The organism is Paenibacillus sp. PastF-3 (genome assembly GCF_029893135.1).
Classification (GTDB): Bacteria; Bacillota; Bacilli; order Paenibacillales; family Paenibacillaceae; genus Paenibacillus_AQ; species Paenibacillus_AQ nitricinens.
On sequence record NZ_JARXWM010000004.1, the window covers coordinates 105,624 to 129,418 of the forward strand.

21 protein-coding genes and 1 pseudogene are annotated in these 23,795 nt (G+C 42.7%); 9 read left to right on the top strand and 13 right to left on the bottom strand.

Going from position 1 to position 23,795, the window contains the following annotated elements:
* Position 1: 1 nt before the first annotated feature.
* Both M2444_RS10025 and M2444_RS10030 read right to left on the bottom strand, forming a co-directional pair.
* Complete coding sequence (locus M2444_RS10025) at positions 2-1,354, bottom strand: MATE family efflux transporter (RefSeq protein WP_280786870.1); 1,353 nt, start codon at positions 1,352-1,354, stop codon at positions 2-4.
* Positions 1,351-1,971 carry a sugar O-acetyltransferase gene (locus M2444_RS10030; protein ID WP_280786871.1) on the bottom strand — a complete coding sequence of 207 codons (621 nt, stop codon included), beginning with the start codon at positions 1,969-1,971 and terminating at the stop codon, positions 1,351-1,353. The genes M2444_RS10025 and M2444_RS10030 overlap by 4 nt, the downstream gene beginning before the upstream one ends.
* Positions 1,972-2,112: 141 nt before the next feature.
* On the opposite strand from M2444_RS10030, the gene M2444_RS10035 reads away from it, so the two are divergent.
* Positions 2,113-3,003 (top strand): AraC family transcriptional regulator, encoded by an 891-nt coding sequence (locus tag M2444_RS10035; protein WP_094869396.1) that lies wholly within the window; start codon positions 2,113-2,115, stop codon positions 3,001-3,003.
* A 215-nt stretch (positions 3,004-3,218) separates the two neighbouring features.
* Here M2444_RS10035 and M2444_RS10040 read toward each other — a convergent pair whose 3' ends face one another.
* Complete coding sequence (locus M2444_RS10040; protein WP_280786872.1) at positions 3,219-4,130, bottom strand: DsbA family oxidoreductase; 912 nt, start codon at positions 4,128-4,130, stop codon at positions 3,219-3,221.
* Positions 4,131-4,282: 152 nt separating this feature from the next.
* On the opposite strand from M2444_RS10040, the gene M2444_RS10045 reads away from it, so the two are divergent.
* Positions 4,283-4,621 carry a winged helix-turn-helix transcriptional regulator gene (locus M2444_RS10045; protein WP_280786873.1) on the top strand — a complete coding sequence of 113 codons (339 nt, stop codon included), beginning with the start codon at positions 4,283-4,285 and terminating at the stop codon, positions 4,619-4,621.
* 11 nt (positions 4,622-4,632) lie between these two features.
* On the opposite strand, the gene M2444_RS10050 is transcribed toward M2444_RS10045, so the two are convergent.
* On the bottom strand, positions 4,633-6,621 hold the full coding sequence (locus M2444_RS10050; protein WP_280786874.1) for a TetM/TetW/TetO/TetS family tetracycline resistance ribosomal protection protein: 1,989 nt from the start codon (positions 6,619-6,621) through the stop codon (positions 4,633-4,635).
* Positions 6,622-6,902: 281 nt separating this feature from the next.
* Positions 6,903-7,862, bottom strand: a complete 960-nt coding sequence (locus M2444_RS10055) for a methylenetetrahydrofolate reductase (protein ID WP_280786875.1) — start codon at positions 7,860-7,862, stop codon at positions 6,903-6,905.
* Positions 7,863-8,129: 267 nt separating this feature from the next.
* Between M2444_RS10055 and M2444_RS10060 the strand changes: the two genes are divergently transcribed.
* Positions 8,130-8,528: a cytidine deaminase gene (locus M2444_RS10060; protein ID WP_280786876.1), complete on the top strand. Its 399-nt coding sequence runs from the start codon at positions 8,130-8,132 to the stop codon at positions 8,526-8,528.
* A gap of 213 nt (positions 8,529-8,741) precedes the next feature.
* Here M2444_RS10060 and M2444_RS10065 read toward each other — a convergent pair whose 3' ends face one another.
* Positions 8,742-9,197 carry a hypothetical protein gene (locus tag M2444_RS10065; protein ID WP_280786877.1) on the bottom strand — a complete coding sequence of 152 codons (456 nt, stop codon included), beginning with the start codon at positions 9,195-9,197 and terminating at the stop codon, positions 8,742-8,744.
* Between the two features lie 414 nt (positions 9,198-9,611).
* Here M2444_RS10065 and M2444_RS33460 point away from each other — a divergent pair.
* Positions 9,612-10,010: pseudogene (locus M2444_RS33460) on the top strand (YheC/YheD family protein).
* A 92-nt stretch (positions 10,011-10,102) separates the two neighbouring features.
* Positions 10,103-10,408, top strand: coding sequence for a hypothetical protein (locus M2444_RS10075; RefSeq protein WP_280787059.1), 306 nt, complete (start codon positions 10,103-10,105; stop codon positions 10,406-10,408).
* 240 nt (positions 10,409-10,648) lie between these two features.
* On the opposite strand, the gene M2444_RS10080 is transcribed toward M2444_RS10075, so the two are convergent.
* The gene (locus M2444_RS10080) at positions 10,649-13,294 is read right to left on the bottom strand and encodes an adenosylcobalamin-dependent ribonucleoside-diphosphate reductase (protein ID WP_280786879.1); all 2,646 of its coding nucleotides are present in this window, start codon (positions 13,292-13,294) and stop codon (positions 10,649-10,651) included.
* A gap of 415 nt (positions 13,295-13,709) precedes the next feature.
* On the opposite strand from M2444_RS10080, the gene M2444_RS10085 reads away from it, so the two are divergent.
* From M2444_RS10085 to M2444_RS10095, 3 genes are all read left to right on the top strand, one after another.
* Positions 13,710-15,455, top strand: a complete 1,746-nt coding sequence (locus tag M2444_RS10085; protein WP_094869429.1) for a DEAD/DEAH box helicase — start codon at positions 13,710-13,712, stop codon at positions 15,453-15,455.
* Positions 15,452-16,516 carry a YqhG family protein gene (locus M2444_RS10090; protein ID WP_094869430.1) on the top strand — a complete coding sequence of 355 codons (1,065 nt, stop codon included), beginning with the start codon at positions 15,452-15,454 and terminating at the stop codon, positions 16,514-16,516. Before M2444_RS10085 ends, M2444_RS10090 begins: the two co-directional genes overlap by 4 nt.
* Positions 16,517-16,671: 155 nt before the next feature.
* Positions 16,672-17,703, top strand: coding sequence for a hypothetical protein (locus M2444_RS10095; RefSeq protein WP_280786880.1), 1,032 nt, complete (start codon positions 16,672-16,674; stop codon positions 17,701-17,703).
* 172 nt (positions 17,704-17,875) lie between these two features.
* On the opposite strand, the gene M2444_RS10100 is transcribed toward M2444_RS10095, so the two are convergent.
* On the bottom strand, positions 17,876-18,064 hold the full coding sequence (locus M2444_RS10100) for a YqzE family protein (protein WP_076283115.1): 189 nt from the start codon (positions 18,062-18,064) through the stop codon (positions 17,876-17,878).
* Between the two features lie 182 nt (positions 18,065-18,246).
* On the opposite strand from M2444_RS10100, the gene M2444_RS10105 reads away from it, so the two are divergent.
* The gene (locus M2444_RS10105) at positions 18,247-18,999 is read left to right on the top strand and encodes an N-acetylmuramoyl-L-alanine amidase (RefSeq protein WP_256989766.1); all 753 of its coding nucleotides are present in this window, start codon (positions 18,247-18,249) and stop codon (positions 18,997-18,999) included.
* Here M2444_RS10105 and M2444_RS10110 read toward each other — a convergent pair.
* The 5 genes from M2444_RS10110 to M2444_RS10130 all read right to left on the bottom strand — a co-directional run bounded on the left by M2444_RS10110 (position 18,986) and on the right by M2444_RS10130 (position 23,752).
* On the bottom strand, positions 18,986-19,846 hold the full coding sequence (locus M2444_RS10110) for a divergent polysaccharide deacetylase family protein (protein ID WP_094869432.1): 861 nt from the start codon (positions 19,844-19,846) through the stop codon (positions 18,986-18,988). The two genes, M2444_RS10105 and M2444_RS10110, sit on opposite strands and share 14 nt — an antisense overlap.
* 105 nt (positions 19,847-19,951) lie before the next feature.
* Complete coding sequence (locus M2444_RS10115; protein ID WP_280786881.1) at positions 19,952-21,037, bottom strand: glycerol dehydrogenase; 1,086 nt, start codon at positions 21,035-21,037, stop codon at positions 19,952-19,954.
* A gap of 87 nt (positions 21,038-21,124) precedes the next feature.
* Complete coding sequence (locus M2444_RS10120; RefSeq protein ID WP_280787048.1) at positions 21,125-21,868, bottom strand: SDR family oxidoreductase; 744 nt, start codon at positions 21,866-21,868, stop codon at positions 21,125-21,127.
* A 188-nt stretch (positions 21,869-22,056) separates the two neighbouring features.
* Positions 22,057-22,647 (bottom strand): TetR/AcrR family transcriptional regulator, encoded by a 591-nt coding sequence (locus M2444_RS10125; protein WP_094869435.1) that lies wholly within the window; start codon positions 22,645-22,647, stop codon positions 22,057-22,059.
* A gap of 193 nt (positions 22,648-22,840) precedes the next feature.
* Positions 22,841-23,752 (bottom strand): alpha/beta hydrolase, encoded by a 912-nt coding sequence (locus M2444_RS10130; protein WP_179283557.1) that lies wholly within the window; start codon positions 23,750-23,752, stop codon positions 22,841-22,843.
* Positions 23,753-23,795: the final 43 nt, after the last annotated feature.

Genomic DNA, 23,795 nt, shown 5'->3' on the forward strand with positions numbered 1-23,795 from the left:
TTTAGTTTCGAACATAATCCCTCGTAATATCGTTAAGCCATTTAAATTTAAAATAACGCATTAAGGCAATCGGGGCTTTAATAACCTCGTCTAAATTGAGGATAATAAATATCGTTATAGGGGAGAGATGCCACACAAACGCACTCATATATCCTAATGGTAATATGATGCCCCACATTACAATCGTGTCACACCAAAAGCCAAATCTAGAATCCCCTCCAGCAACAAATATTCCTCCAATTGTCGTGGAGTTTATCGATTTCGGAAGACAACAATAAGCACAGACAAGAAGCATTCCACTTAAATAAATTTGTGCTTGATCATCCAAATTGACAAGCACAAACACTATAGGCTTCAGTATTAGCAAAGTGATACCTGCAACGATGCCAAACAAGATAGCATATACATTTAATATTTTTCCAGCTTTTTTAGCCATTTCAATTTCGCCATTGCCCAGATATTTACCAACAAGCACGGAACCACCACTTGCAATACCTCCACATAATACAATAACCAGATTCTTAACGACCGAGGCTACTGAATTTGCAGCGACCATATCTGCATTGACATGTCCAATAATTGCAGATGTCACAGTTAATGCGCATCCCCAAACCATATAATTTCCTTGGACAGGTAGTGTATACCTCAAAAAATCCTTAATCAAATTACGCTGAACCATGTCACGTAAAGGTAACCTAAACTTTATATTTGATTTGATCGAGTGGATGATACAGCAACCAAATTCAACGATACGTGCCAAAACTGTAGAGAAAGCAACTGCCACTATAGCCTTTTCTGAATGACCCGGATAAAGTATGAAAATACTTATTACATTCAAGAGAATGTTCAATATAAGGCACATAGAACTGATCCAGGCACTCACACGGGCATTTTCCATGCTTCTAATTACACTAAAGTACATTTGGGATATTCCGCTTATTAGATAGGAGAACGAGATCACTCGCAAGAAACTCGATCCATATCGAATTAACATGTCGTCATTTGTGAAAAAACTCATTAATTGATCCGGCACCAACAATGATATTGCAAAAAAGATAGCGGATATAATAATAGACATCGTACATCCGATATTAAAAACCCGTTCAATGGTCATCAAATCTTTCTTTCCCCAATACTGAGCAGTCAAAATCCCCACTCCTGCAGCCAATCCCATATAAAACAGTGTTAAAACAAATGTAATTTGCCCAGCCAGCGATACGGCAGACATTGTAGACTGGTTTACAAAACCTAACATGAATATATCTATTGTAACGGCTAACGATGAAATGAGGTTTTGTAAAGCAATCGGAATGACCAAATTTAGTAATTGGCGATTGAATTGCTTATCTCTCATCTCAAGCGTGCTTCTTCATCCAGATCTTCTTTAGTGATCTCTTTGTCCTTGTAATAGTATTTTAGGTCATGTTCATTAATGGTACGCATCACCCTGCATGGATTGCCCACTGCAATGGAGTTAGCCGGAATATCTTTTGTCACAACACTGCCGGCACCAATAACGGTATTTTCTCCAATCGTGACCCCAGGACAAATTGTAACATTCGCCCCGATCCAACAATTATTCTCAATTTTCACCGGATCAGCATACATATATCCTCTGTAGTCTGGATGGATTGGATGTCCCACTGTAGCAATCGTTACAGATGGACCGAACATAACATTTTTTCCGATAATAATTTTAGTGTCGTCCACAAAGTTACAATTAAAATTAATGTACGTTCCATCACCAATCTCAATGTTTGTACCATAGCAAAAATAAAAGGGTGGTTCGATCCACGCCTTCGTTTCTCTTCCAAATATCTCTTGCATGAGTTGTGTACGCTTATCTAGATCATCTGGCGTTGTTAAATTAAAGGCATGCATTTTTCTTTTTGCCTTTAATCTGTCTTCAGGCAGTCCTTCACAGTAATCAGTAAATAGTTTCCCGGAGGCAATACGTTCTCTCATTGTCATGTTTCTGGCTCCTTATAAAATCTATTGGATTTTGTGTTATTGTCGAGCAATATCAAAATTGTATATTTTCTATATAGTCCTATCCACCGAAATCAAATATAATTCTATTAAAATCGTATTTTGTTTGAGGGAGATGTGATTGTGAGTGTAGAACTGGAAGTATTCTCCGATTTATCGGAAGAACTAAATTATAATCTTCCTGATTTTCCGCTATACGTACGAAAAGGAGCACTGAATCATTTCGATAAATATGCAGCAGCATGCCATTGGCATCCGGACCTGGAATTTATTTTAGTGCTAGATGGGAAGATGGAGTATTTTGTAAACGGAGAAATTGTGCTGATTGAACGTGGTAACGGAATATTCGTTAATAGCAAGCGTATGCATTACGGTTTTTCCACTAAAAAATTGGATTGTACATTCATAGTCGTTGCTGTCCATCCTTCACTACTCGGAATAAGCACACATGTAGGCAAAGTATATTGGGATGAGAAATTCGGTTCTAATACTGAAGACTATATTATGATTACTCCACAAAGCACGTGGGGAAAGGAAATCCTGCATTCCTTACATCGGATTTATGAAGAAATGAACAGCACTCCTTGCAAGCCACTACGTCTTCTTTCACTGGCTACTTCACTTTGTGCAGACGTCGGAGATCATATACAGAGGGTTCCTGGGCAGATAAATGATGACCAGTCATGGATTGCCGTTTGGAAAATGACGGGATTTATTCATCATCATTTTGACCTTAAAGTGACCCTGAATGACATCGCTACCGCTGGGTCTGTTTGCAGGAGCAAATGTTGCGAGTTGTTTGGCACGTACATTGGCCAAACGCCTAATACTTATCTGATGCGATATCGTATTCAAAAGAGCTCCGAGATGCTGATGGGAACTAATCGATCGATTAGTGAAATTGCAATGAACTGCGGATTTCAAAGTGCGAGCTATTTTTCATCAGTTTTTCGTAATGAGACTGGATTGACGCCTCAGAATTACCGGAAGAAATCTCGAATACCTTCCCATTAGCTTGTTGACGGGTGCTTCCCAATATAATTCCGTTATTTTATTAATCATTTTCCATTATTTTATCCTCCTGCTTGGCTTATCAAATTCTATTTTTTATGTTGTAATTAATAGCTTATTTTTCGGTTTGGCACTCGCGATCTCAAATCCACCCTCGCGAATGCCAAAGAAGCCAGTAAATCCAAAGTTCTTTGGGTTACTGGCTTCTTTCATTATCATTAAGATACAACGTATGATTCACCTAAAATACGCTTAATACTGTATGACCCCTCTATCATTTCCGTGGCTATAAATGACTCCATATCACCAGATTCAATATCATACAACACTTCAATTTCCTTATAGAACAAAATGTTTCCTTCTTTGATAAGTTCAGAGAGAGATGGAACATTTTCAGCTTTTACATCTCCATTGTAAACTTGTTGAAGTCCTTCGACATAGGCTTCTAATGATCGTGCCCCCACAATTTTAACACCTTTATTTTCTTCATTCACCATGATAATGGTTGGAAATCCACGTACACCAAGTCTGCCTGCTAACTCAAAATCCTGCTCTAACAAATCTTGTGCCGATCCAAGAGCAGCATCCGCCACTATTTCTTCGCCATTTAGCCCAATGTTGTGGACTATATCAACTAATGTTTTTTCCTCTCCAATATTCTGATTGAAGGCGAATACAGCTTCTCTTGCCTGACGCAAAAACTCATTTTCTTTACCCGGATATATATTTTGTATAACCTTGTATACTCTAGATGGCGGATACGAAGAAAGAATCGGATTGTTTTTCCACAAAGAACCATCGATAGGCATACGTGAATGTAAACCGACTTCTCTCCAATGCTCCGCAACATCTGAAGGCTGTTGAATGCCATTGGAGACATCTGTAAAACCATGCCAGCTAGAAAGCAAACCACCCATAATCGTCTTCACGTTAAAATATTGACCATACTGCAGAATAAAACGATTGAGTACCGGCTCAAGTGCCCAACAGTGGGAACAGATCGGATCTGTTGCATAGTAAAGTGTGATTTTGGGGGACTGTAGATTAAAGTCGATCATTTCCATTTGCTCTTCATCCCCTGGCCCACAGACACCGGTTTTAAGGTCACACATCATATTTGAATTATTCATATATCAATCACCTTTCGCTGGAGAATCAAAGAAAGTGCCCTCTTGTAGAAGTTCTTTGTATGGGAGTATTATAATACCAATACAAATTCAAACAAGTACGTTCATTTTTAATACTAAGTATCTTAAATAATACTATTGGAGAGGAGTTATGTATGAAATACGAATTTAGACTTGATCAATTATGTCCTGCAACCTTCGCATTCCATGTAATCAGCGGAAAGTGGAACCTCCCGATCCTAGCCATTCTTAGTGAGAACGACAACATACGCTATAACGAGTTAAAAAGAAGACTGCATGGAATAACAGGGACTACCTTAACCAACGCACTGAGGGATCTTATAGAATATAGAATCATTCATCGGGAGCAGTATAACGAAGTGCCACCAAGAGTTGAGTATTCTCTGACTTCATCTGGAAGAGAATTAGTGCCTTTAATTGAATCCGTTGTTGAATGGGGACAAAGAAATATTGGGATGAAGGATAATTCCTAGACTGCGCATTCCTATTCCTGAATCTCCAAATGCATATACGAAGGCGCTTCATCCCAAGGAACGCTATATCCCGCTCCCTTTGCACAGAACATAGAGCTGGAGGTGTACTCAGGATCAGCGCTGCGGTCGTATCCAATTCTTGCGATGACCTGTTCTGGGTTATGACATGGCTGATAACCGCCTAACTTCATCGAGATTGCTCCCTTGCCCTTCGTGAATGAAGCAAGCTCTACTGCATAATGCATGAACGTCGCGACAGGCGCACGTCCCTGAATAAACATCGATTCACCTAGCATTTCTGGCGGGTCAAATTCACCATGAGCCAGCTGTATATCAGACATTACGCGTCCGATAAGCTCCGCATCGACTTTGATTTTGAATTGATAATAAGGTTCCAGTAGAATCTTGTTCGCATGCTCCAATCCCTGCCGCAGTGCCCGCAGTGTCGCCTCCCGAAAGTCACCGCCATGCGTATGCTTCTGATGCGCTGCCCCGGTTAAAAGCGTTACATGCAGATCGGTGACGGGAGAGCCGGTAAGAACTCCACGATGGTCCTTTTCAAGTAAATGCTGACCGACGAGATGCTGATACCCTGTGCTGAGCTGCTCAACATGGCATGTACTGCGATAGGTAATTCCCTCACCACGTTTCGCAGGCGCAAGCCGGAGATGCACCTCTGCATAATGCTTAAGAGGTTCGAAATGCCCACAACCAATCACAATGTCTGCGATCGTCTCTTTGTATAATATCTCTGGCTTGGAGAACGATACCTTGAACTGGAAACGGTCTAACACCACCTGCTGAAGTACCTCTAGCTGGATCATTCCCATCACATGAACATGAATCTCCTCCAGCTTGTCCTCCCATGTCACTTGCAGCGTAGGGTCTTCGGCTTGCAGGATCATGAAATAGCGCAGCACTTCTCTGGATGATATCCCCAAATTGAATACAACTTTGGATTTCAACGCTGACACAAGACGGGATTCTACTTGATCTGAATGATTACCTATACCCAGTCCAATGGCTGCATCAGTTAGGCCCGTAACGGCAACAAGCTGTCCCGCGGAGGCTTCATCGCATGAAGTATATTTCCCCCCATGATAGATACGAATAGAAGTGATTTTCTGGCTTAACTCCTCATGTTCTGAAGTTCTATAGCAGAGATCCTCCCGTACCCGTAACTTTCCAGCTAATATCTTCATAAAAGTCAGTCGCGTGCCTTGCAGCTCATGACGCACCTTATATACTCGTGCCCCGAACACTGCGTTAACTTCATAAGTCGATTCCATTAGTAGTTGCATCGTCTGCATCCATTCCGCAATCCCCTGATCCAATAGAGCTGCTCCACTCATAACGGGAAAAACCACCCGTTCTTTAACCATTTGTTTCAGCGTAGCCAATACCTGCTCAGGATAAATGTTGTCTTCGAGATATGCCTCCATCAAGGCTTCATCTCGCTCAGCAACGGCGGTAATGACCTCTTCAGGCAGCATGCTCTGTTCTAGACCTTTTGCCAAATACAACATATCCGGCGAAAATTGCTGCCTTAACGCTTTTAGTACACGCTGGACGTCAGCACCGGTACGATCTATTTTGTTAATAAATATAAAAGTGGGTATGCCATATTCCTGTAGCAATTGCCAGACCGTCTCGGTATGCCCTTCAATGCCCTCCACAGCACTTAAGATGACTACCGCATAATTCATGACCTGTAAAGCGCGCTCCATCTCAGCTGAAAAATCGACATGCCCCGGTGTGTCAATGAGCTGATACGATTGTTCGTTATATTTCATCACCGCCTGGTCAGCAAAAATCGTTATGCCCCGTGCCCGCTCCATCTCATGACTATCCAAAAAGGCATCCTGATGATCGACTCTCCCCCGAGTCTTAATTCCGGAAGCATGGTATAGGAGCTGCTCTGCGAAGGTGGTTTTGCCGGCATCAACATGTGCTAGCAGTCCGATGGTGATTGGTGATGCTTCTGACAGTTTATAATACATATTTCTACCATCCATTCAGTCAGTCTGTTATATAAGAATCGTAGCCGAAATCTAGTAGCTTGTACAGAATCTCTCACCACCGACAGTACAATAATGCAAGAAAGGCACTAGACCAGCTATTGAGATGATGATTATGTCCCTATTAACTAATAAAAAACCGGTAACCCTTAACAGAAAGGATTACCGGCTCAATGAATAGTTAAAAACCCTTCGTAAGCTCCTCATTAGTAGTTTATTCAATGCGATAACGTTAATATTTCTAATTTCCTTAAAACAATAAATCATCTACTCTCTGGACTCAACAGCTTTTTATCTAGAAATGCCTTTACATCTTTAGCAAGCTGAATGGATGCTTCAATTTCCAACTTAGTTGTTGAAACACTTTCAATGCTGCATCCAATTGGAATTCCCTTCTCCAGCCCGAACTCAAATAGTTCTTCAAATATTTTTTGAGATAGCTGAATGGATTTATCCAAAATGTCGTTCGAGTATTTCAACTCGTTTTCTAACCATCCCGGGATACTGATCCCCAACCATTTCATAAATTGTAATGTTTTCGCTGTGCCACATGGTGCAAGATTAAATAAAATAGGAACCATTTCAAAACCCTTATTTGTATAGTAATAATATAAATCAGACAATAAATTCTTTGATGCCTCTACATTATAAGTTGCCTGAGTGATAAAAAAGTTGCATCCATTGTTAATCTTTTCGACAACCCGTATATGCTCATCATTCTTTTTTATATGTCTTTCAGGAATGACAACTCCTCCAAAATTCAAATTACTATTTAACTGTTTGCTTAGCTTATAAGCATCTGGTAAATTCAATTTCACCTCTTGCTTACTTGATGAAGCGCCCACATACACGGAAAATCTGTCTTCACTTTCGTTAGTCTTAATCCAATCCGCGAACGAAGCTCTTGTATCATTACCGACGCACCGATAAATTATTTTTGGGACCTCTACTTGTCTTAGATATTTATCACCATAGATAGCCGGATCAATCGTTGGTAAATATGGGTAAGGTCTTTCATGATCAACTCTTTCTGCTTCCTCCTGGACGTCGTAAAGAATTAAAGCATCTAAATCAACGTTTTGAAGTCTTTCAACCTGTTTCTGTGCAATTTCTGATATCTTTTCTGGTGAATGGCTTGCCTTCGGTGGTGTCATCCCATATGTTAAAATACCAGGTTTCTTGCTCAATATTTTTTGTTTAAATGTACTCCCTGCCGCTCCCAAATTAAAAAACTCCTCTACACGTCTCTTTTAAGTTAAGGCTACCATGGCAGGCTTAATATGTATAACTTATATTTACTATATCTAGTTATATTTTAAAGCTATAATTCCCTATTGGTACTTATCGAGTAGTACATCATGGAGGCGAAACTTCTAGATTTTAATGTTGACAACCATTGGGTCTGACTATAATATTAGAAGTCCTGCCAACCTTAAAGTTGGCGATAAGGGGACCGAAAGGTTCATTCTTATTTAAAAAGGGTGAGTATTATGAATAAAGAAGAATTAATGGAAAGCGCACGTAACACAATGAAAGCTGCTTATGCCCCTTATTCTAAATTTCCAGTTGGAGCAGCCTTATTACTTAAAGATGGAAATGTTATTAATGGAGTCAACGTAGAAAATGTATCTTTTGGTGCTACTAATTGTGCAGAGAGAACAGCAATCTTCACAGCTATTACAAAGGGCTATACTAAAGGTGATTTTCAGGCTATAGCTGTAGCAGGTGACACAATGGATTTTCTGCCGCCATGCAGTATCTGCAGACAAGTATTATCGGAATTCTGTTTGCCCGACATGCCTGTCTATTTAACCAATGAGAAAAAAGAAATCTTAGAGCTGAGTTTAAGGGATTTATTGCCTTACGCATTCAAAAATTTAGATATGTAAAAATAATACCTATCATAGTGGAATATCAAAAACACGCGTACCTGTGTTAGACAAGTACGCGTGTTTTTGTGTTTAAAAGCTTAGTCGAACACCACTAATATTTCATTTTAGGCGAGAAAAGGCACTTTTGTGGTTCATACATCATTTATGTATAATATACATTCGTTTAAATGTAGTTAAAGCTGATTACTTAATGAAAATATTCTTTTCCTATTACATTCCCCCTTTTTTATTTCTTACGATTAGATTTTTTCTTATTTTGATTAGATAATATAGAGTTAAGATAAATTGTATAATAGAAATACTCCAAGGAAGCAGAAAGAGCATTTCCACTTGATATTTTGGAAACCATTCAATAGAAACGACAACTCCATCTTCACTATCACTGTCATCTTGCATTGCATTGAATAATAAAAGAAGTAAGAGGCTGGATAACATAGTTACCAAAAACCAAATGGTATTGTACTTTATCCTCTGAGTCCTTATAAATAAAAAAGAATTAATTAAACATAATAAAAGAGGTATGAAGTATACCTTAAATGAGATATTTAATAACTCCGTTCCCCATCCCTCTATTCTTATCTTTAAAAAATAGATTAAGATCAGATGCATTCCAACCACCAGTAGTACATAAAGAATGGCTTGTAGTCCTGTCTTGAATGATTTCATCTTTCGTCCCCCTTTTCCATTCGTTCACTTAATGCTCTAATGGTATCATCACCCTTCATCGAGATTTTCTTCTTACTTCAAGCACCTATATTCCACCCCTGAAATTATGTAGATTAATTTAAATTAAAACACTAAATATCCTTATAATGTAATCATCGGGAATTTCAAGGCGAAAACTAATAGAAAACCCCTCTTCCAAGTCAAGATTAGATAATTTATTTGAACTGATTTAAAGTTTATGACCAAAGAACAAAGTAGAAGTTAAGTACAACCCTTTTCATTAGACCTTTTGAGTTCAAATTACTTAGAAAAGCTGTATAGATCGTAAAGCTGGTTACAAACACATGTAATAAACAACACGATAGTTTGGTTATTACTGCGGTGAGAATCTTTTGAATATTTTTCCACATCTATATAGTACCGCTAAAACAGACACCAGTAGTCTATATCAAACCGGCTAACGGTACGGGTGGACGTGGTTTTCTTAGAATCGAGAAAATGAAGAATAAACAAGGCGTCTTTGATATCCAAGGCCGTCGGCAGGATCGCCGTATCATAGCCCCTCGGAAGGTCTCAGCCTCACGACTGGAATCGATTATTCGTCAATGTTGTATCGGAGGAAGCTTCCTCATTCAGCAGGGCATTCCACTGCAATTACTTGGCGGATGTTTTCATGATTACCGTATGCTTGTTTAGAAGAATGGGCAAGGGGGCTGGGAGCTAACGGGAATGGCCGCAAGAGTAGGTGCTGCACGAAGCATAACCTCTAATCTTCATGGTAGTGGTCACGCGGTTCGTGCAAAGACCTTTTGAAAGAGTAGCTAGGTAGGCACACAAGGACGAGCTGCGGTCAGCGATATTGATTTATCAATATTGACGTGATTCAGGACTATCGGGGTGACAGCGTGGATCATGACCAAGGGAATGGCGTATGGGACGATATTCATTTTATCGACATTCGTACAGAAAAAATCTTTAATAATGGTACCTCCGGCCAATTTAAGACGGCTCCGATCCTCATCTGTACGGCTAAATATGGCAGTGACGAGGTTGGCTCGGTCAGCAATGTAGAAATGCTCGATAGATGGATAGAAAATGGGTTGCAGGATGTATTGAAGGAGGAAGGAATAGTATCCATAGCCTTTTCACCATTGGCAAAGGGATTGCCATTAGAAGGTCTTTCAAAAGCAATTCTCCAAATATTATTCTAGATGTATTAAATCTTGCAACTAAGAGCAGGTTATCCGTTTCGTACTTTATATTCAGTGACAAACCAACAACAACTCATGTTTCTGTTTGGCTTATTATAAAAAAGCCGATAAACCTTAACAGAAAGGCTTACCGGCTTAAAAACTTAGTTCTAATACAAAATTTTTCTCGTTTAAAACGAATTTTTCTCATTTAAAATAAAAAATCACACTAAGTTATTCAAATTATTCTATGTCAATTACTTACCCGCAACGACTATACCCACAATTTCCGCAAGTCTTACAACCCTCAATATTAATCAGCGAAGCACCGCCACAAGAAGGACAAAGGTCACGGGAAGCAGAAGTATGGTTATGCGCGCCATGTCCGCCTTGACCATCTTCAATAGAAGCTGCCGCAGGAACACTCGCCTTCAACTCCGCGTTCAACGCTTCATGGAAATCCTCCAGCTCCAGAGTCGCTGCGATAGGTGCAGGCACATGATCATCATGAGCATTGTTCAGCACATGTGATTCCAGTGCCTTAGCTACAGCGTCAGCAATGGATTCAACTCGGTTCGCTCCGAATCCGATAGCGCCTGACCCACCGATCCCTTTCAGATGTTTGATCAACAGTTCTACCTTCTCGCCATGATCTCCATAACGGAGGAACAATGAGCAGACACGTCCAAGTGCTTCTGCCATCGCAAAGACGTCAGAGCCTGCTTTACCCACATTCAGGAAGATTTCTGCCGGCGTACCATCTAGATCATTGATCGTAATATATGCCATGCCGAAAGGTGTGTTGATTTTATAGGTAGCGCCGCGCAGAACCTGCGGACGTTTTTTGTATTGTTTATCTGCCTCTTTTGTAGTCACTTGAGACGTTGGACTTGCTGCTACAACACTTGTGCTTGCTTCTACAGTAGTTGTAGCTTCCTCTGCCGCAACCAGAGCGGCTTCTTTTTTGTCTTCTTTCTTCGAGGTTTGCAGAACTTGCACATCACGGCTACCATCACGGTAGATCGTAACGCCTTTGCAACCCAGATCGAAGGCCATTTCATAGAGCTCAGCCGTCTCTTCTACTGTGAAGTCAGACGGGCAGTTTGCAGTTTTGGAAATCGAGCTATCCACCCAGCGTTGAATCGCTGCTTGCGCACGGATATGATCCTTAGCTGACAAATCCATCGAGGTCACGAAGTAATCTGGCAGCTCTTCACCTGGATGAGCTTCAAGCCATTCTTGAGCGATTGGAACGAACTGCTCATCGTATCCAAGGCGGCTTTGACGGAAATATTTGAAGGCGAAATAAGGCTCAATACCTGTCGAAGTACCTACCATTGTACCTGTGCTGCCTGTAGGTGCTTGTGTTATCACTGTAACGTTACGCATGCCATGTTTACGAATCGCTTCACCAACCTCTGGATACGTTTTGAGCATATTTTTCATAAACCCGCTCATTAAATATTTCTCTGTGTCAAAAGCTAGGAAAGCTCCCTTCTCACCAGCAATCTCTGCAGAAGCAAGGTATGCTTCACGAGCCATAAAGCCGTAAAGCTTGTCCAGAAACGCCAAAGATTCCGGACTACCGTAACGGATGTTCAATTTGATCATCAGCTCAGCAAGACCCATCGTTCCGAGACCCACACGGCGTTCGTTTTTCTGATTCGCTTCATTTTCCGGGAAATGATAAGGGGTCTTATCAATAACATTGTCCAAGAAACGTACAGAATAACGCGTTGTAGTCGCGAGATCTTCCCAGTCTACATCATGATTCTTCTCATCGTAGAATTTGGACAGGTTCACAGCGGACAAATTGCAAACTCCCCAGCCTGGCAGTCCTTGCTCCCCGCACGGGTTCGTACAAATGATCGGATTAAAATACCAGCTGTTGGACATCTGATTATAGTATTCCATGAACACAACGCCTGGCTCAGCGGATTTCCAAGCGGATTCAATAATAGTGCGCCACACATCACGCGCTTTAACGGTGCGATAATGAATAACATTTTTGCCCGCAGCCTTCCACTTGTCTAGATCGCCGTCCCACACATCGTTGTAATCTGGGTCTGTGGTATCCGGGAACACTAAATCCCAATCTAGATCTTCTTTTACAGCCTTCATAAAGCTATTACTCACACATACCGAAAGGTTGGCGTTCGTCACTTGACCCATCGTTTGCTTCACGGTAATGAAATCCTCTACATCTGGATGCCAGTCATTAATCATTAGCATGAGTGCACCACGGCGGCTGCCGCCTTGTTCAATTAGTCCAGTGGTATAGCTGAACAGACCGCCCCAAGATACAGAACCACTAGATGAGCCATTGACACCTCGCACAATTGCACGGCGTGGACGAAGTGAGGATAGGTTAATTCCTACACCGCCACCTCGCGCCATAATCTCCGTCATTTCAGCCAACGTCTCCATAATGCCGCCACGGCTATCTTTTGGAGAAGGGATTACATAACAGTTGAACAATGTTAATTCTTCACTAGCGCCTGCACCAGCCGCAATCCGCCCACCCGGTACGAGCTTCCAATCATCCAGAATCGAGCGGAATTTACCCGCCCATTCTTCTTGAAGCTCAGGCGTCTTCTCCACAGAAGCCATAGCTGTAGATAGACGATCCCACATTTCCTCTGGTGTTTTTTCTATATTAAGCGTCAGCTTTTCAACATCTGATTTTACAAGTTCGCCGCTCCGTGTCTTCACGGTTACGATTCTCTCGTTACGTTCTACGATCTCTCCGACTTCCTTCGTGGGAAACTTCGGATCATCTTTTGTCAGAACGAGTACAACATCGCCCACTTTAGCATTATTGCTGTCGGCATCCTTCCAAGCATAACGATCCAAAAATATTTTTTCACTTAGCCCTTCAAGGCGTTGCTTACGTTCCACTTTACCCAATAGAAAAACCTCCCGCAATGTAGTAAATATTAGTTCCAGTTCAGGTGTGGGCGTACATTTTGTGACCCACAACAAAAACTTCCTTACACTTATCTTCCGTCTTACGGGTGTATGTAGGAAGTTCATCTTGTCAATAACAAATAGCAGCTATGCACTTTAAAAAAATCACATTTTCATGCTTTTGTCACAATATATTGTGTGCGTCAGCTTTTAAACTATACCACATATTGTATCGAAGGTCTTTTTCGAAAATAGAGTCAAGCAGCCGAAATATCGCAAACCTTGCCGCGTTTTCTCGCTTTTACTCTCTTTTTTAAAGGCTATCAAGAAAAATAGAAGGTTATGAATTCTCTTGTTTAAGAGCATACTACTCCTACGAATGATGATATAAATTAGCATCTGAGGAGGCTGTACCATGACGCAATTATTCCGTAATTCTCTACCTCACAAAGGTGGAAAGTCAGCGCCTATACTGCCTGTTCCTCTTTCTTTTGACCGGAATTGGCTGCAGGATCTAGAACTTAAACTAGATAAAGGTGGTCCGTGGGGAGACTACCGTCTGTCCAAGCTTGCCTTGCAGGGTGAACAAACGGGTCTAGTAACAAGCTTCGATGAGCTGCAATGCATGAAGCATTTATCCGGATTATCCCCGCTTCCTCATCAGCTCGATACCGCGCATAAGGTTCTGTTTGAGATGTCGGGCCGCGCGATTCTTGCAGACGAGGTTGGACTAGGAAAGACGATTGAAGCAGGACTTGTACTCAAGGAATATCTTGTCCGCGGTCTAGTCTCTAAAGTACTTATTCTGGTACCCGCTTCCCTCGTATTGCAGTGGGTCCGCGAGCTGAATGCCAAGTTTGGCATCTCTGCTGTTGCACAGAAAAAAGCATATTCCTGGGGGAATGCGATTGTCGTCGCATCTATGGATACCGCGAAGCGCGATCCTCATAAAGAAATGCTGCTGGAAAATGAATATGACATGTTGATTATTGATGAGGCCCATAAGCTGAAGAATAAGAAATCGACCAATTATCTATTTGTGCAGCAATTACGCAAAAAATATTGCCTGCTCCTAACCGCTACTCCCGTTCAGAATGATCTGGGCGAGCTATTTAATTTGATCACTTTACTGAAACCGGGGCAATTAGGAAATCAGGGTGATTTTGCTTCGAATTTCGTCGTTGATAAACGTCAACCTAAGAATGAAGGTCAGCTAAGGGACGAGCTATCGAAGGTGATGATCCGTAATCGGCGTGGCGAAGGTCCAGTTAACTTTACGAAACGAAAAGTCCGTAATATCCCGCTAGTTCTTTCACAGGAAGAGAGAGTATTATATGACGCTGTCACTTCTTTTGTTAAAGATCAGTATCAGGAATCAGGCGGCAATCTTAGCAGCATGCTTTCCTTGGTAACGCTTCAGCGTGAGGTGTGCAGCAGTAGGGATGCCGTCTTCATCACTTTAGTTAATCTGATCAAGAAGCTGCCCGCTGATTCGCCGAAACGCGATCGGATGATGGAGCTATTGCAGACACTTCGTACGGTTAAGACCAATACCAAAGCCGAAACAACACTATCTCTCATTCAAGAAATGAATGAAAAGGTCATCGTTTTTACGGAGTATCGCGCGACTCAAGAATATTTGCTTCAGTATTTCCGCGAACATGGGCTAATGTGTGTTTCTTATTCCGGCGGGATGAATCGTGGTAAAAAGGACTGGATGATGGACCTCTTCCGCGGTCGTGCTCAAGTCATGATCGCTACTGAGGCTGGTGGTGAGGGCATTAACCTGCAGTTCTGTCACCATATGATCAACTTCGATCTGCCTTGGAATCCCATGAGAGTAGAACAACGGATTGGGCGGGTGCACCGGTTAGGTCAGGAAAATGACGTGGTTATCTATAATTTATCCACACAAGGTACGATTGAAGAACATATCCTTCATCTGCTACACGAGAAGATCAATATGTTCGAAATGGTCATTGGCGGGCTGGATGTGATTCTGGAGCGTTTTGAGAAGAAAGAATCGCTGGAGAAAAGTTTATACAAAATCATGCTCGAATCCCGCTCCGATGAAGAGCTGCGAAATGAGCTTGATCATATCGGTGAATCCCTAAGTGAGTTGACTCAGGGTATCAAAAAGGAAAGTGAGACTGCGACATGACCCTCAACTCACAGGAAGTACGTAAACATGTAATGGATTATCTGGAGGCTACAGAATGTTCCATTATTGAAGTATCGCCCATTCACGTAACTGTAAAGCTATCACCAAGAGCTGACAAAATGCTTACAGATCGACCTTATTATTGGGGATTCGTGGAGCGTACTGGTGTTGATCCGGAGACACTCTCTTTCACCTTTGTTTTTGATCCGGAAAAATACGATAATCAGGCAGCTATAGAAGTTCCGCCAGCGGTAAATCGCAGCATCGGAGCATTGAACCCGCCAATTACCGGAAGTCCAGTGGTAGATGCGTCAACCGATATTGAGGCCAGCGCGGATCTATTAGATTCAGCAACACCTGAAAATAATGTGGTTCATGTCCCTTCCTCAAATCCAGAGGATAGCATCCTAGCCCGCTACTTCGGTATTGTTCCAGCGCTGCCTCGCATTGGACCTGGCATGATAAGACGTGAAGATATCATCTATGGTAGCAAGCGCCTGCAGCAAATTTGGAGTGCGGCCCAAGATGAAGGGAAATGCCTTTACTTATTTGAAGATCCCGGTAGCAGGCAGCGGAATACACTCTTCTCTGCAGCCTATGAACCATGGCTCGGCGTCTGCTATAAAGTGGAGATGAGCTGCGATTTGAAACGGGAAGAACTGCATTATCTTGGAATCTCTCTGACAAAAGGGACCATCATTGATGACTTCAACGCTAAGATAGCCTCTCTGGAGATGATCCCCCGTTTACCAGAAAACGTCCATATTCAGCCTTATGAATTAACAGTGACAGTCGCTACAGATTTATTAGAGGCTCATCTTACCTCACATCTGGCCGAACTCGATTACACTTGGGCAGAACAGGCACGTGAGCGTCTTAGAATCGAGCTGGCTATCATTGATATTTATTACGGAGAGCTGCTGAAAGAGCCTGATGAAGAAAAGCGTTTAGGCACTCAGGAGCAGTATAACCGTCGTCGGCAGGAGACCATCTGGCAATATGAGCCCCAAATTGCAGTTTCTGCGATAACCTACGGACTGTTTCATCTGCGAAGCCTATAGAATGCGACCCTACTCGCTAAAAGCAGGCAAAAAAACAAGAGAACTTTTGCCTTGAGGCGCGACAGCAAGCAACAGCCTTTTTATAGCCTGTCCACTACAATAGAGTAAAGCTTAACTTTCCTGACATTTCTTAACAAAGAAAGGTGATCGACGCCATGAAAATAAGTTTGCGTCGGAGGCTGAAACTTGCGGGACAAGGATGCCTCCTCCTGCTTCTAAGCTTTGGACTGTTTGTATCCAGTTCTGGTTCCCCTTCAGCGCTGGCGCTGGCCAGAGTAAGTGTGATCCAGTCAGTCACACAGGATGTAATTCCTGTATTGAAGATGAGTACCTTACCTTCTCCCAGTACGGTCCAAGAATTCGCTAAGGCTACACTGAACAAGCTCGCTGCAGAAGCTCCATTTACAGCCTGGAAGGATGCAGGGATAGAATATTATCCCCTTGGTCCAGGTACTCATGGCTGGCTTGTAAATGTGATGAAGGGCGAAGAGCGGATCGGATACATGATCATTTCCGCCACCGATACAGGCGGATATATGCTAAGTGAATATGGAGCCGGCACTTATGGACTCCCATACAGTTTAAATGATCTGCGCCAGTTTTTGGTGCAGAAGGGTCTCATTACATCATCTTTTTCAGGACAAATAAAACTTACTGCTTTATATGCACCGCTTCTACCGGTCTGGAAAATAACCATTGACGAAAAGACGGTTTACATTAATGCTTCCGTGCCGCAAATTTTACCTTGGACACTAAGCAAGGCGGAAGAAGTTCTTAAAGAGCAGCCTCCTGCAACAGATGTAATTACTAATCTTAATCCTGACGTATCACCGCTATCGGCCTTCAATAGTGGAGGGTCAGATGATCCTTACGAAGATATCCTATGGCTGACGGCTCCTAAACTAACTACAGTGAGCGGCGACAATATCGCGCTTCTGATTAGACCCAAGGAAAGCATCGCTTATCAGGCTGCCGGACGAAATGACCTAGTCGGAGGACCGTTTATGATTACAGGCTATCAGAGCTGGCAGTCTTCTCAAGGTCAAGCTGAGAACAATAAAACTACCGTATATGCGGCCTCAGGCCCTGAAGGAAAACGATACTTGCCACTCGCTTCACTACAAAATAATGGAACACTGCATAAGCTCCCAAACAGAACGACCAAAGCACTCGGATATAATCGTTAACACAAGCATAAACGCCTTCGGCGTCCTTATGAGGACGGTAAGTGTTTATGCGAGAAATAGAAGGATAATTTATAACGTAAGCATATAAATTCTTATATTTAAACAAACGCAAATAACCTTCCACTGCCACCCATGAATAATGGCACTGGAGGGTTATTTGCTATTTAAACGTTTATTCTTTTTTGCCATGACTCCACTTGCTTCGCCAGATAGACCACCCAAGCGGGAGCATGCCGAACCATTTCTGTGACCACGGCTGCTTCGTAGCCGCTCTGCGAGCATGAATGGCACGCGGATCCTCGATATATACGACTACCTTCTCCGTTATATACTTTACAAGCTCATCGCCACCGGAAGCCATTTTAACACCTCCTAAAATGTACGTAAATTCAGATTATCAGCATCCGTTCCATGGTCTTAGTGTGCACCACTCCACTTGGATCTAAACTACAGACTTCTGATTTGTCGAATAGGTTTACCTATTAAAGCACAATCTAACAAAGAATCCAGAAGACGTTATTCACTTGCAAGGAGGCGTTTCACTTGAACAACTGGAGAAAACAACCCTTTCCCAGAACAGCAGCTGCTATATTTGGCTTTCGAATCACTTTAACTACCCTAGGACTACTAATGTTGTTTATGGGCAGCTCCTTAGCCTCTGCGACACCAGAGAAACCCGTGATGAAGGATGACCGTCAGCATTTATTAGGTCACGGTCACCGTATGATTCTAATTGATGCGGGACACGGAGGCATCGACGGTGGAACTTCCTACGGTAATATTCTTGAAAAAGATATCACGTTAGATATCTCACGTCGATTATTTCTACTTCTGGGTAGCGATGGCTTTGACGTTGCTTTAAACCGCAATGGAGATTATGCCCCAAGTGATGAGAACCGCTGGCTGCGTAGTAAATCTCGACATCTGCGGGATCTTGCACAGCGTAAAGAACTTGCTGAGACATTACCTGCTACTGTAGTGGTAAGCATCCATATTAACTGGGCGCCTTCCCCATCCAAACATGGTCCACTTGTATTGTACCGTCAAGAGGGCCGTAGCTTCATCCTTGCTAAGTCCATTCAGCATCAGCTAAATAATCTTTATGATGTCGAAGCTCATCCACGACCAGGTAAGCCCTTTTATTTACTCAACAAAATAACCGCCACAACGGTTATCGTTGAGGCGGGTTTTGTAAGCAGTCCGACTGACCGCGCAAAGTTATGCACCCCTAAAGGGCAGCAACAAATCGCTGAAGCCATCGCTGATGGTATTGTAGCTTATCTTATGGAAGTTTAAGTTGGGAGCTCCATTTCATCTCGTTTTTAACCAGATCAGAGATCCCTATAAACTCAACATTGTCTTTCATCTGTTCAATACCGCTGCGGATTCCTGCGGCGGTCTCTTTCCCAAATACACCTACATGACCAATCGTTACACAAAATCGTTGATCCTTCGCCATGTCTTTGACGAGACCCATTTGTTTCAGAACATGACTTGCTGTATGTGTATCATCTAAAAAGATATGGTTCTCTACGCGTGGCAATCCCATCCGATAAGCCATATTGCCAGCAACGGAACGGTAGTTGGTCTTGCTGTCTACAAAAAATAATCCTCGTTCTTTGCATACAGATAAGATCACTGCCATAATCCGCTCATCTCCGGTAATTTTCGAACCCATATGGTTATTTATCCCGATCGCATAAGGAACATTATCGAGTGCTGCCTCAACCTTTTGTCGCACTTCCTCATCGGACATTTTGGCCAATATGGCTCCCGGTCCAAGCCATTTAGGATTACCTTGGCGCGGCTCCATCGGCAAATGAACCAGAACATCATCTCCGCGTTCATGGGCGCGGGTCGCATCCTTTACGGATGTAGGTAAAAAAGGCATGACGGCTACAGTAAGCTTTATCGGTAACGAGAACATTTCATCTGTCCCCTTCATGCCATTGCCGAAATCGTCAATAATGATAGCGACCTTATCACGTTTTGGTGCACTCTCTTCAAGCTGCGTAGTTGTAGCGTTGTCTTTAGACGTGGCAGCAGAGACAGCCGGCGTAGCCGGAACAATTGTGGTAATCAATACTGCAGCAACAGCAAGCCAATTCAGTAAGTAACGTTTAACCTTTCGACTGTCCTTCATCAAGAGGAACGCCTCCTTCGTCTTAAACAATTGTTCTCATTGTTTGGTTCACGAAGGTTAAATATGTACGAGGAGGGTTCGCAATAATTTACAATCGAGCTGTTGCTAATGCCCGCGCTCGTCTGTGGCAAGGATTGCTTCCAGCACATCCAAAGATTGAACTTCAAATGGCATATTCTTCATTGGGCTATCCTGGGAGCAGCTAGCTTCTGCCACCACCATTAATTTATCGATCTCGCTACTGGTAATCCCAAGCTCCTTAAGTGTAACGGGAAGGCCGACTTTTTTGCAGAAAGCAATGACCTGAGCGATCTCATCTTCTGAAGCCTTCTCCAAGACCAACTGCACGATCGTAGCAAAGGCAACCTTCTCACCATGTAGCACATTCCTGCATCCCTCATGCAGGGTCAGTCCGTTATGAATAGCATGGGCTGCAGCAAGCCCACCACTCTCAAACCCAACGCCGCTCAAGTAAATATTAGCTTCAACAATATGTTCCACTGCAGAAGAGATGATCCCCTGTTTAACATCCAGGAGTGCGGATTCACCTTCAGCAAGAAGTGTGTCCAGACAAGCACGTGCTAAAGAGAACGCTGCGATTGTGCTAGTCCCGCCTGCATGAGTAACCGCTCCTGATTGACGGCAAGCTCTTGCTTCGTAATAGGTGGACAAAGCATCACCCATTCCAGCCACCAGCAATCTTGCAGGAGCTTTAGCGATGATATCGATATCTGCGATCACCATATCAGGATTTCTTTTTAATGGAAGGTAACAGTCGAAGTCACCTTCGTCCGTATACAACACTGATATAGCGCTGCAAGGTGCATCCGTCGAGGCCACTGTGGGTACAATAACTACCGGGAGATCCGCCATGTGGCTTACTGCTTTTGCCGTATCTAAGGTCTTGCCGCCACCGATTCCTAAGATAACTTCAGCGTCCTTCAGGCCAAGTTCTAGCACTATCTCATCCACCTGATTACGGCTGCACTCACCCTTGAATTCGCGCATCATAAGGGGAATATCGTTCACTTCAAAGCTGTGTAAGATATCCTCCTTGTACATGGAAAAAATAAAAGGATCTATAATCGCAAAAGCTCTGTTCGATCCTAGCTGCAAACAATAATCTCCCAGCTTACGAATCTCGCCATACCCCTGAATATATTTAGTCGGTGAACATATGATCTGCGTCATGGTTTCACTCCTCTTTTTGTATATTCTTTTATTCTAAGGAGTGTTGCTTCAGACTGGCTATAAAAAAAGATGCTATCGACTTTTGTCTTAAATAAATCCCCCGTTCACACGAATCGTCTGGCCCGTAACCCACTGTGATTCTTTACTGGCTAGAAACAGCACTACACTTGAAATATCCTCAGGCTCACCCAACCGTCCAAAAGAATTCATACTCCCAACATTTGCAATCTCTTCAGCTGACTTCCCTACTGTAAAAAGTTCCGTATTAACAGGACCTGGTGAAACCGCATTAATGGTGATTCCTTTTCGTCCAAATTCTTTAGCTAACTGACGAGTGAATTGTTCCACAGCTCCCTTTGTTCCCGCATAAACGCTGTAGGTTGGGAACATCTGACCTGTCACTGATGTCGAGAAATTAATGATCCGTCCGTTCTCACCCATATGTTTAGCCGCTTGCTGGCAAGCAAAAAAGGTACCCTTCACATTGATGGCGAACTGTTTGTCGAAGTCTTCTTCCGTCATACTCGCAATCGGCTTTGTGATCATAATGCCTGCGTTGTTAACGAGAATATCGATTTGTCCATAAGCTTCCAATGTGGCTTGGAATAATTGTTCCAGCTCTGTCACTTGGCTGATATCCGCCCGGATAGCGATAGCTTCTCCACCCTTTTGCTTAATTTCGTTCACAACTTCCTCTGCCTTACTTGAACTGCTTGCATAATTAACAACAACCTTCGCACCATGCAACGCCAAGTTCACCGCAATTTCTCGTCCCATACCTCTTGAAGCTCCAGTCACTAATGCAACTTTTCCAACCAAATTTTGTTCCATCATTTATTCCCCCTATTCGTTTGTCTTTCTTGTTGGTCTGATTATAAATCGAACACCCGCAAATAACAAGTGACAATTATTATTTTTTGTCATTCAATATAATTGTTCTCCAGACGCAAAAAAACCTTCCGATCTTCATCAAAAGGTTTAGTCCATCATTTTTCTATTATGAATTATGCTATAACAATTTATGACGAAATTCCGGAAAGCATCAAATCCCAAACGGAGGCAAACTCCTGATCAATCGAACCCGACTGCCACTCTTTCGCGTGAGCAGGATGATGAAATCGTGATGTTGCATTAAAAATAGCTCTTGCCGTAACCTCTGATTCCAATGCTTTAAACTCCCCGGTTTGTATACCTTTTTCAAGAATGCGTGCGAGTTGCCCAATTAATTGATCTACGTGTTGGGTAATCATATCTACGGCTTCTAAAGTTACAGAGGCGTACATAGCAAACATTTCGGAATCATCTACAGCATAGCTTCGTTTACTGCGGACTAAAGTATCTAACCACAGACGTAGCTGCACTTTGGCATTCCCATCAAATTGCTCCGTAACGTCCTTCAATGGGGCTAAAATATTTTGATGCAACCATCTTTCGGTTACCGATTCGCGCAAAGCTGCTTTACTGGAAAAATGTCTATATAGCGTACCATGACTAACCTTCAGTACCCTCGCTACATCAACAACTGAAGTCTTATCCGGGCCAAAACGCCGGAGCACTTGTTCAGCCGCATCCAGAATGTTTTCTTTAGATAATGGAAGATCATTCGACATTGGTATTTCCCCTCGCTCTATTTCTGATGGTACTTATCATAGCATATAATATTCAAAAACGAACTGACAATAACGTTACTTTGTCATTTGTTGAATCAATCCAATTCTCATCAGCCGCTGAGTACCTACCATATCCCAACAACAAAAAACCTCCCTGATTTCTCAAGAAGGTTCATTACTTTCATCTACTTTCTCACTCGTCCAGCTTCGCCCTAACAAACTTGCCAATCTTCGAAATCGCCTGCTCTGCTTCTGGGAGCATGTACGCTAAGAAATGAAAAACACTCCACATCTTCTCCCATATTTCCAGTTCCACATGAACCCCCGCTACTCTCGCCTGTTCAGCCAATCTCGTTGAATCACTTAAAAGCACCTCATGGTCGCCTACTTGAACGAGTAAATCAGGCAATCCCTGCAAATTCATTCTTAACGGCGATAATATTGAAGCCCTCTCGGTTCGACTACCTACATATGCATCGAGTATACGTTTATTTCCCTCTAAGCTACCTGTCGGATCAAGCGATGCACGACTCTGATACGATTCTCCGTCTAGATGGACAAGATCCGTATGAGGTGAGATTAAAAAAGCACCCGCTGGTAACTCCCTCCCCTCATCCCTCAACGAAATCAGAGTCATCAGCGCAAGGCTGGCTCCCACAGAATCTCCCCCAAACAGGATGTCACGGGCAGAATATCCATTCGCAAGCAACCACCGGTAAGCCCCTATACAATCTTCATTAGCAGCGGGATAGATATACTCGGGTGCAAGACGATACTCAATCATTAGTACTTTCATACCACTAGCTTTTGCAATTCGTGATACCAGATCCCGATAAAATTCACAAGTGCCTGCAATCAAACCACCACCATGAAAATAAAGAATCACTTTATCATCAGGTGGACCTGCTTCCACAGGAATGATCCACTCTCCGCTTAATGGCCCAACCTTGACCCGCTCGACTGTAACATCCGTATGACTAGGCATATTCGCAGCCGCCTCAACCATTTCTTGCCGGATATGCTCTACAGACTTACTTTCAAACCGATTGGTTTGTTTCAGGTAGTCTTTGATCGCTGCAAGCTGTTCTATACTCGTTTTGTCCATATTCATTATCCCTCCTACAGATCTCTTCCTCTCGAATTGTAAA

Coding starts and splice junctions, on each gene's coding strand:
- M2444_RS10025 (WP_280786870.1), bottom strand. CDS start 1,354: ATGAGAGATAAGCAATTCAATCGCCAATTACTAAATTTGGTCATTCCG.
- M2444_RS10030 (WP_280786871.1), bottom strand. CDS start 1,971: ATGACAATGAGAGAACGTATTGCCTCCGGGAAACTATTTACTGATTAC.
- M2444_RS10040 (WP_280786872.1), bottom strand. CDS start 4,130: ATGAATAATTCAAATATGATGTGTGACCTTAAAACCGGTGTCTGTGGG.
- M2444_RS10045 (WP_280786873.1), top strand. CDS start 4,283: ATGAAATACGAATTTAGACTTGATCAATTATGTCCTGCAACCTTCGCA.
- M2444_RS10050 (WP_280786874.1), bottom strand. CDS start 6,621: ATGTATTATAAACTGTCAGAAGCATCACCAATCACCATCGGACTGCTA.
- M2444_RS10060 (WP_280786876.1), top strand. CDS start 8,130: ATGAATAAAGAAGAATTAATGGAAAGCGCACGTAACACAATGAAAGCT.
- M2444_RS10065 (WP_280786877.1), bottom strand. CDS start 9,197: ATGAAATCATTCAAGACAGGACTACAAGCCATTCTTTATGTACTACTG.
- M2444_RS10085 (WP_094869429.1), top strand. CDS start 13,710: ATGACGCAATTATTCCGTAATTCTCTACCTCACAAAGGTGGAAAGTCA.
- M2444_RS10090 (WP_094869430.1), top strand. CDS start 15,452: ATGACCCTCAACTCACAGGAAGTACGTAAACATGTAATGGATTATCTG.
- M2444_RS10095 (WP_280786880.1), top strand. CDS start 16,672: ATGAAAATAAGTTTGCGTCGGAGGCTGAAACTTGCGGGACAAGGATGC.
- M2444_RS10100 (WP_076283115.1), bottom strand. CDS start 18,064: ATGGCTTCCGGTGGCGATGAGCTTGTAAAGTATATAACGGAGAAGGTA.
- M2444_RS10110 (WP_094869432.1), bottom strand. CDS start 19,846: ATGAAGGACAGTCGAAAGGTTAAACGTTACTTACTGAATTGGCTTGCT.
- M2444_RS10115 (WP_280786881.1), bottom strand. CDS start 21,037: ATGACGCAGATCATATGTTCACCGACTAAATATATTCAGGGGTATGGC.
- M2444_RS10120 (WP_280787048.1), bottom strand. CDS start 21,868: ATGGAACAAAATTTGGTTGGAAAAGTTGCATTAGTGACTGGAGCTTCA.
- M2444_RS10125 (WP_094869435.1), bottom strand. CDS start 22,647: ATGTCGAATGATCTTCCATTATCTAAAGAAAACATTCTGGATGCGGCT.
- M2444_RS10130 (WP_179283557.1), bottom strand. CDS start 23,752: ATGGACAAAACGAGTATAGAACAGCTTGCAGCGATCAAAGACTACCTG.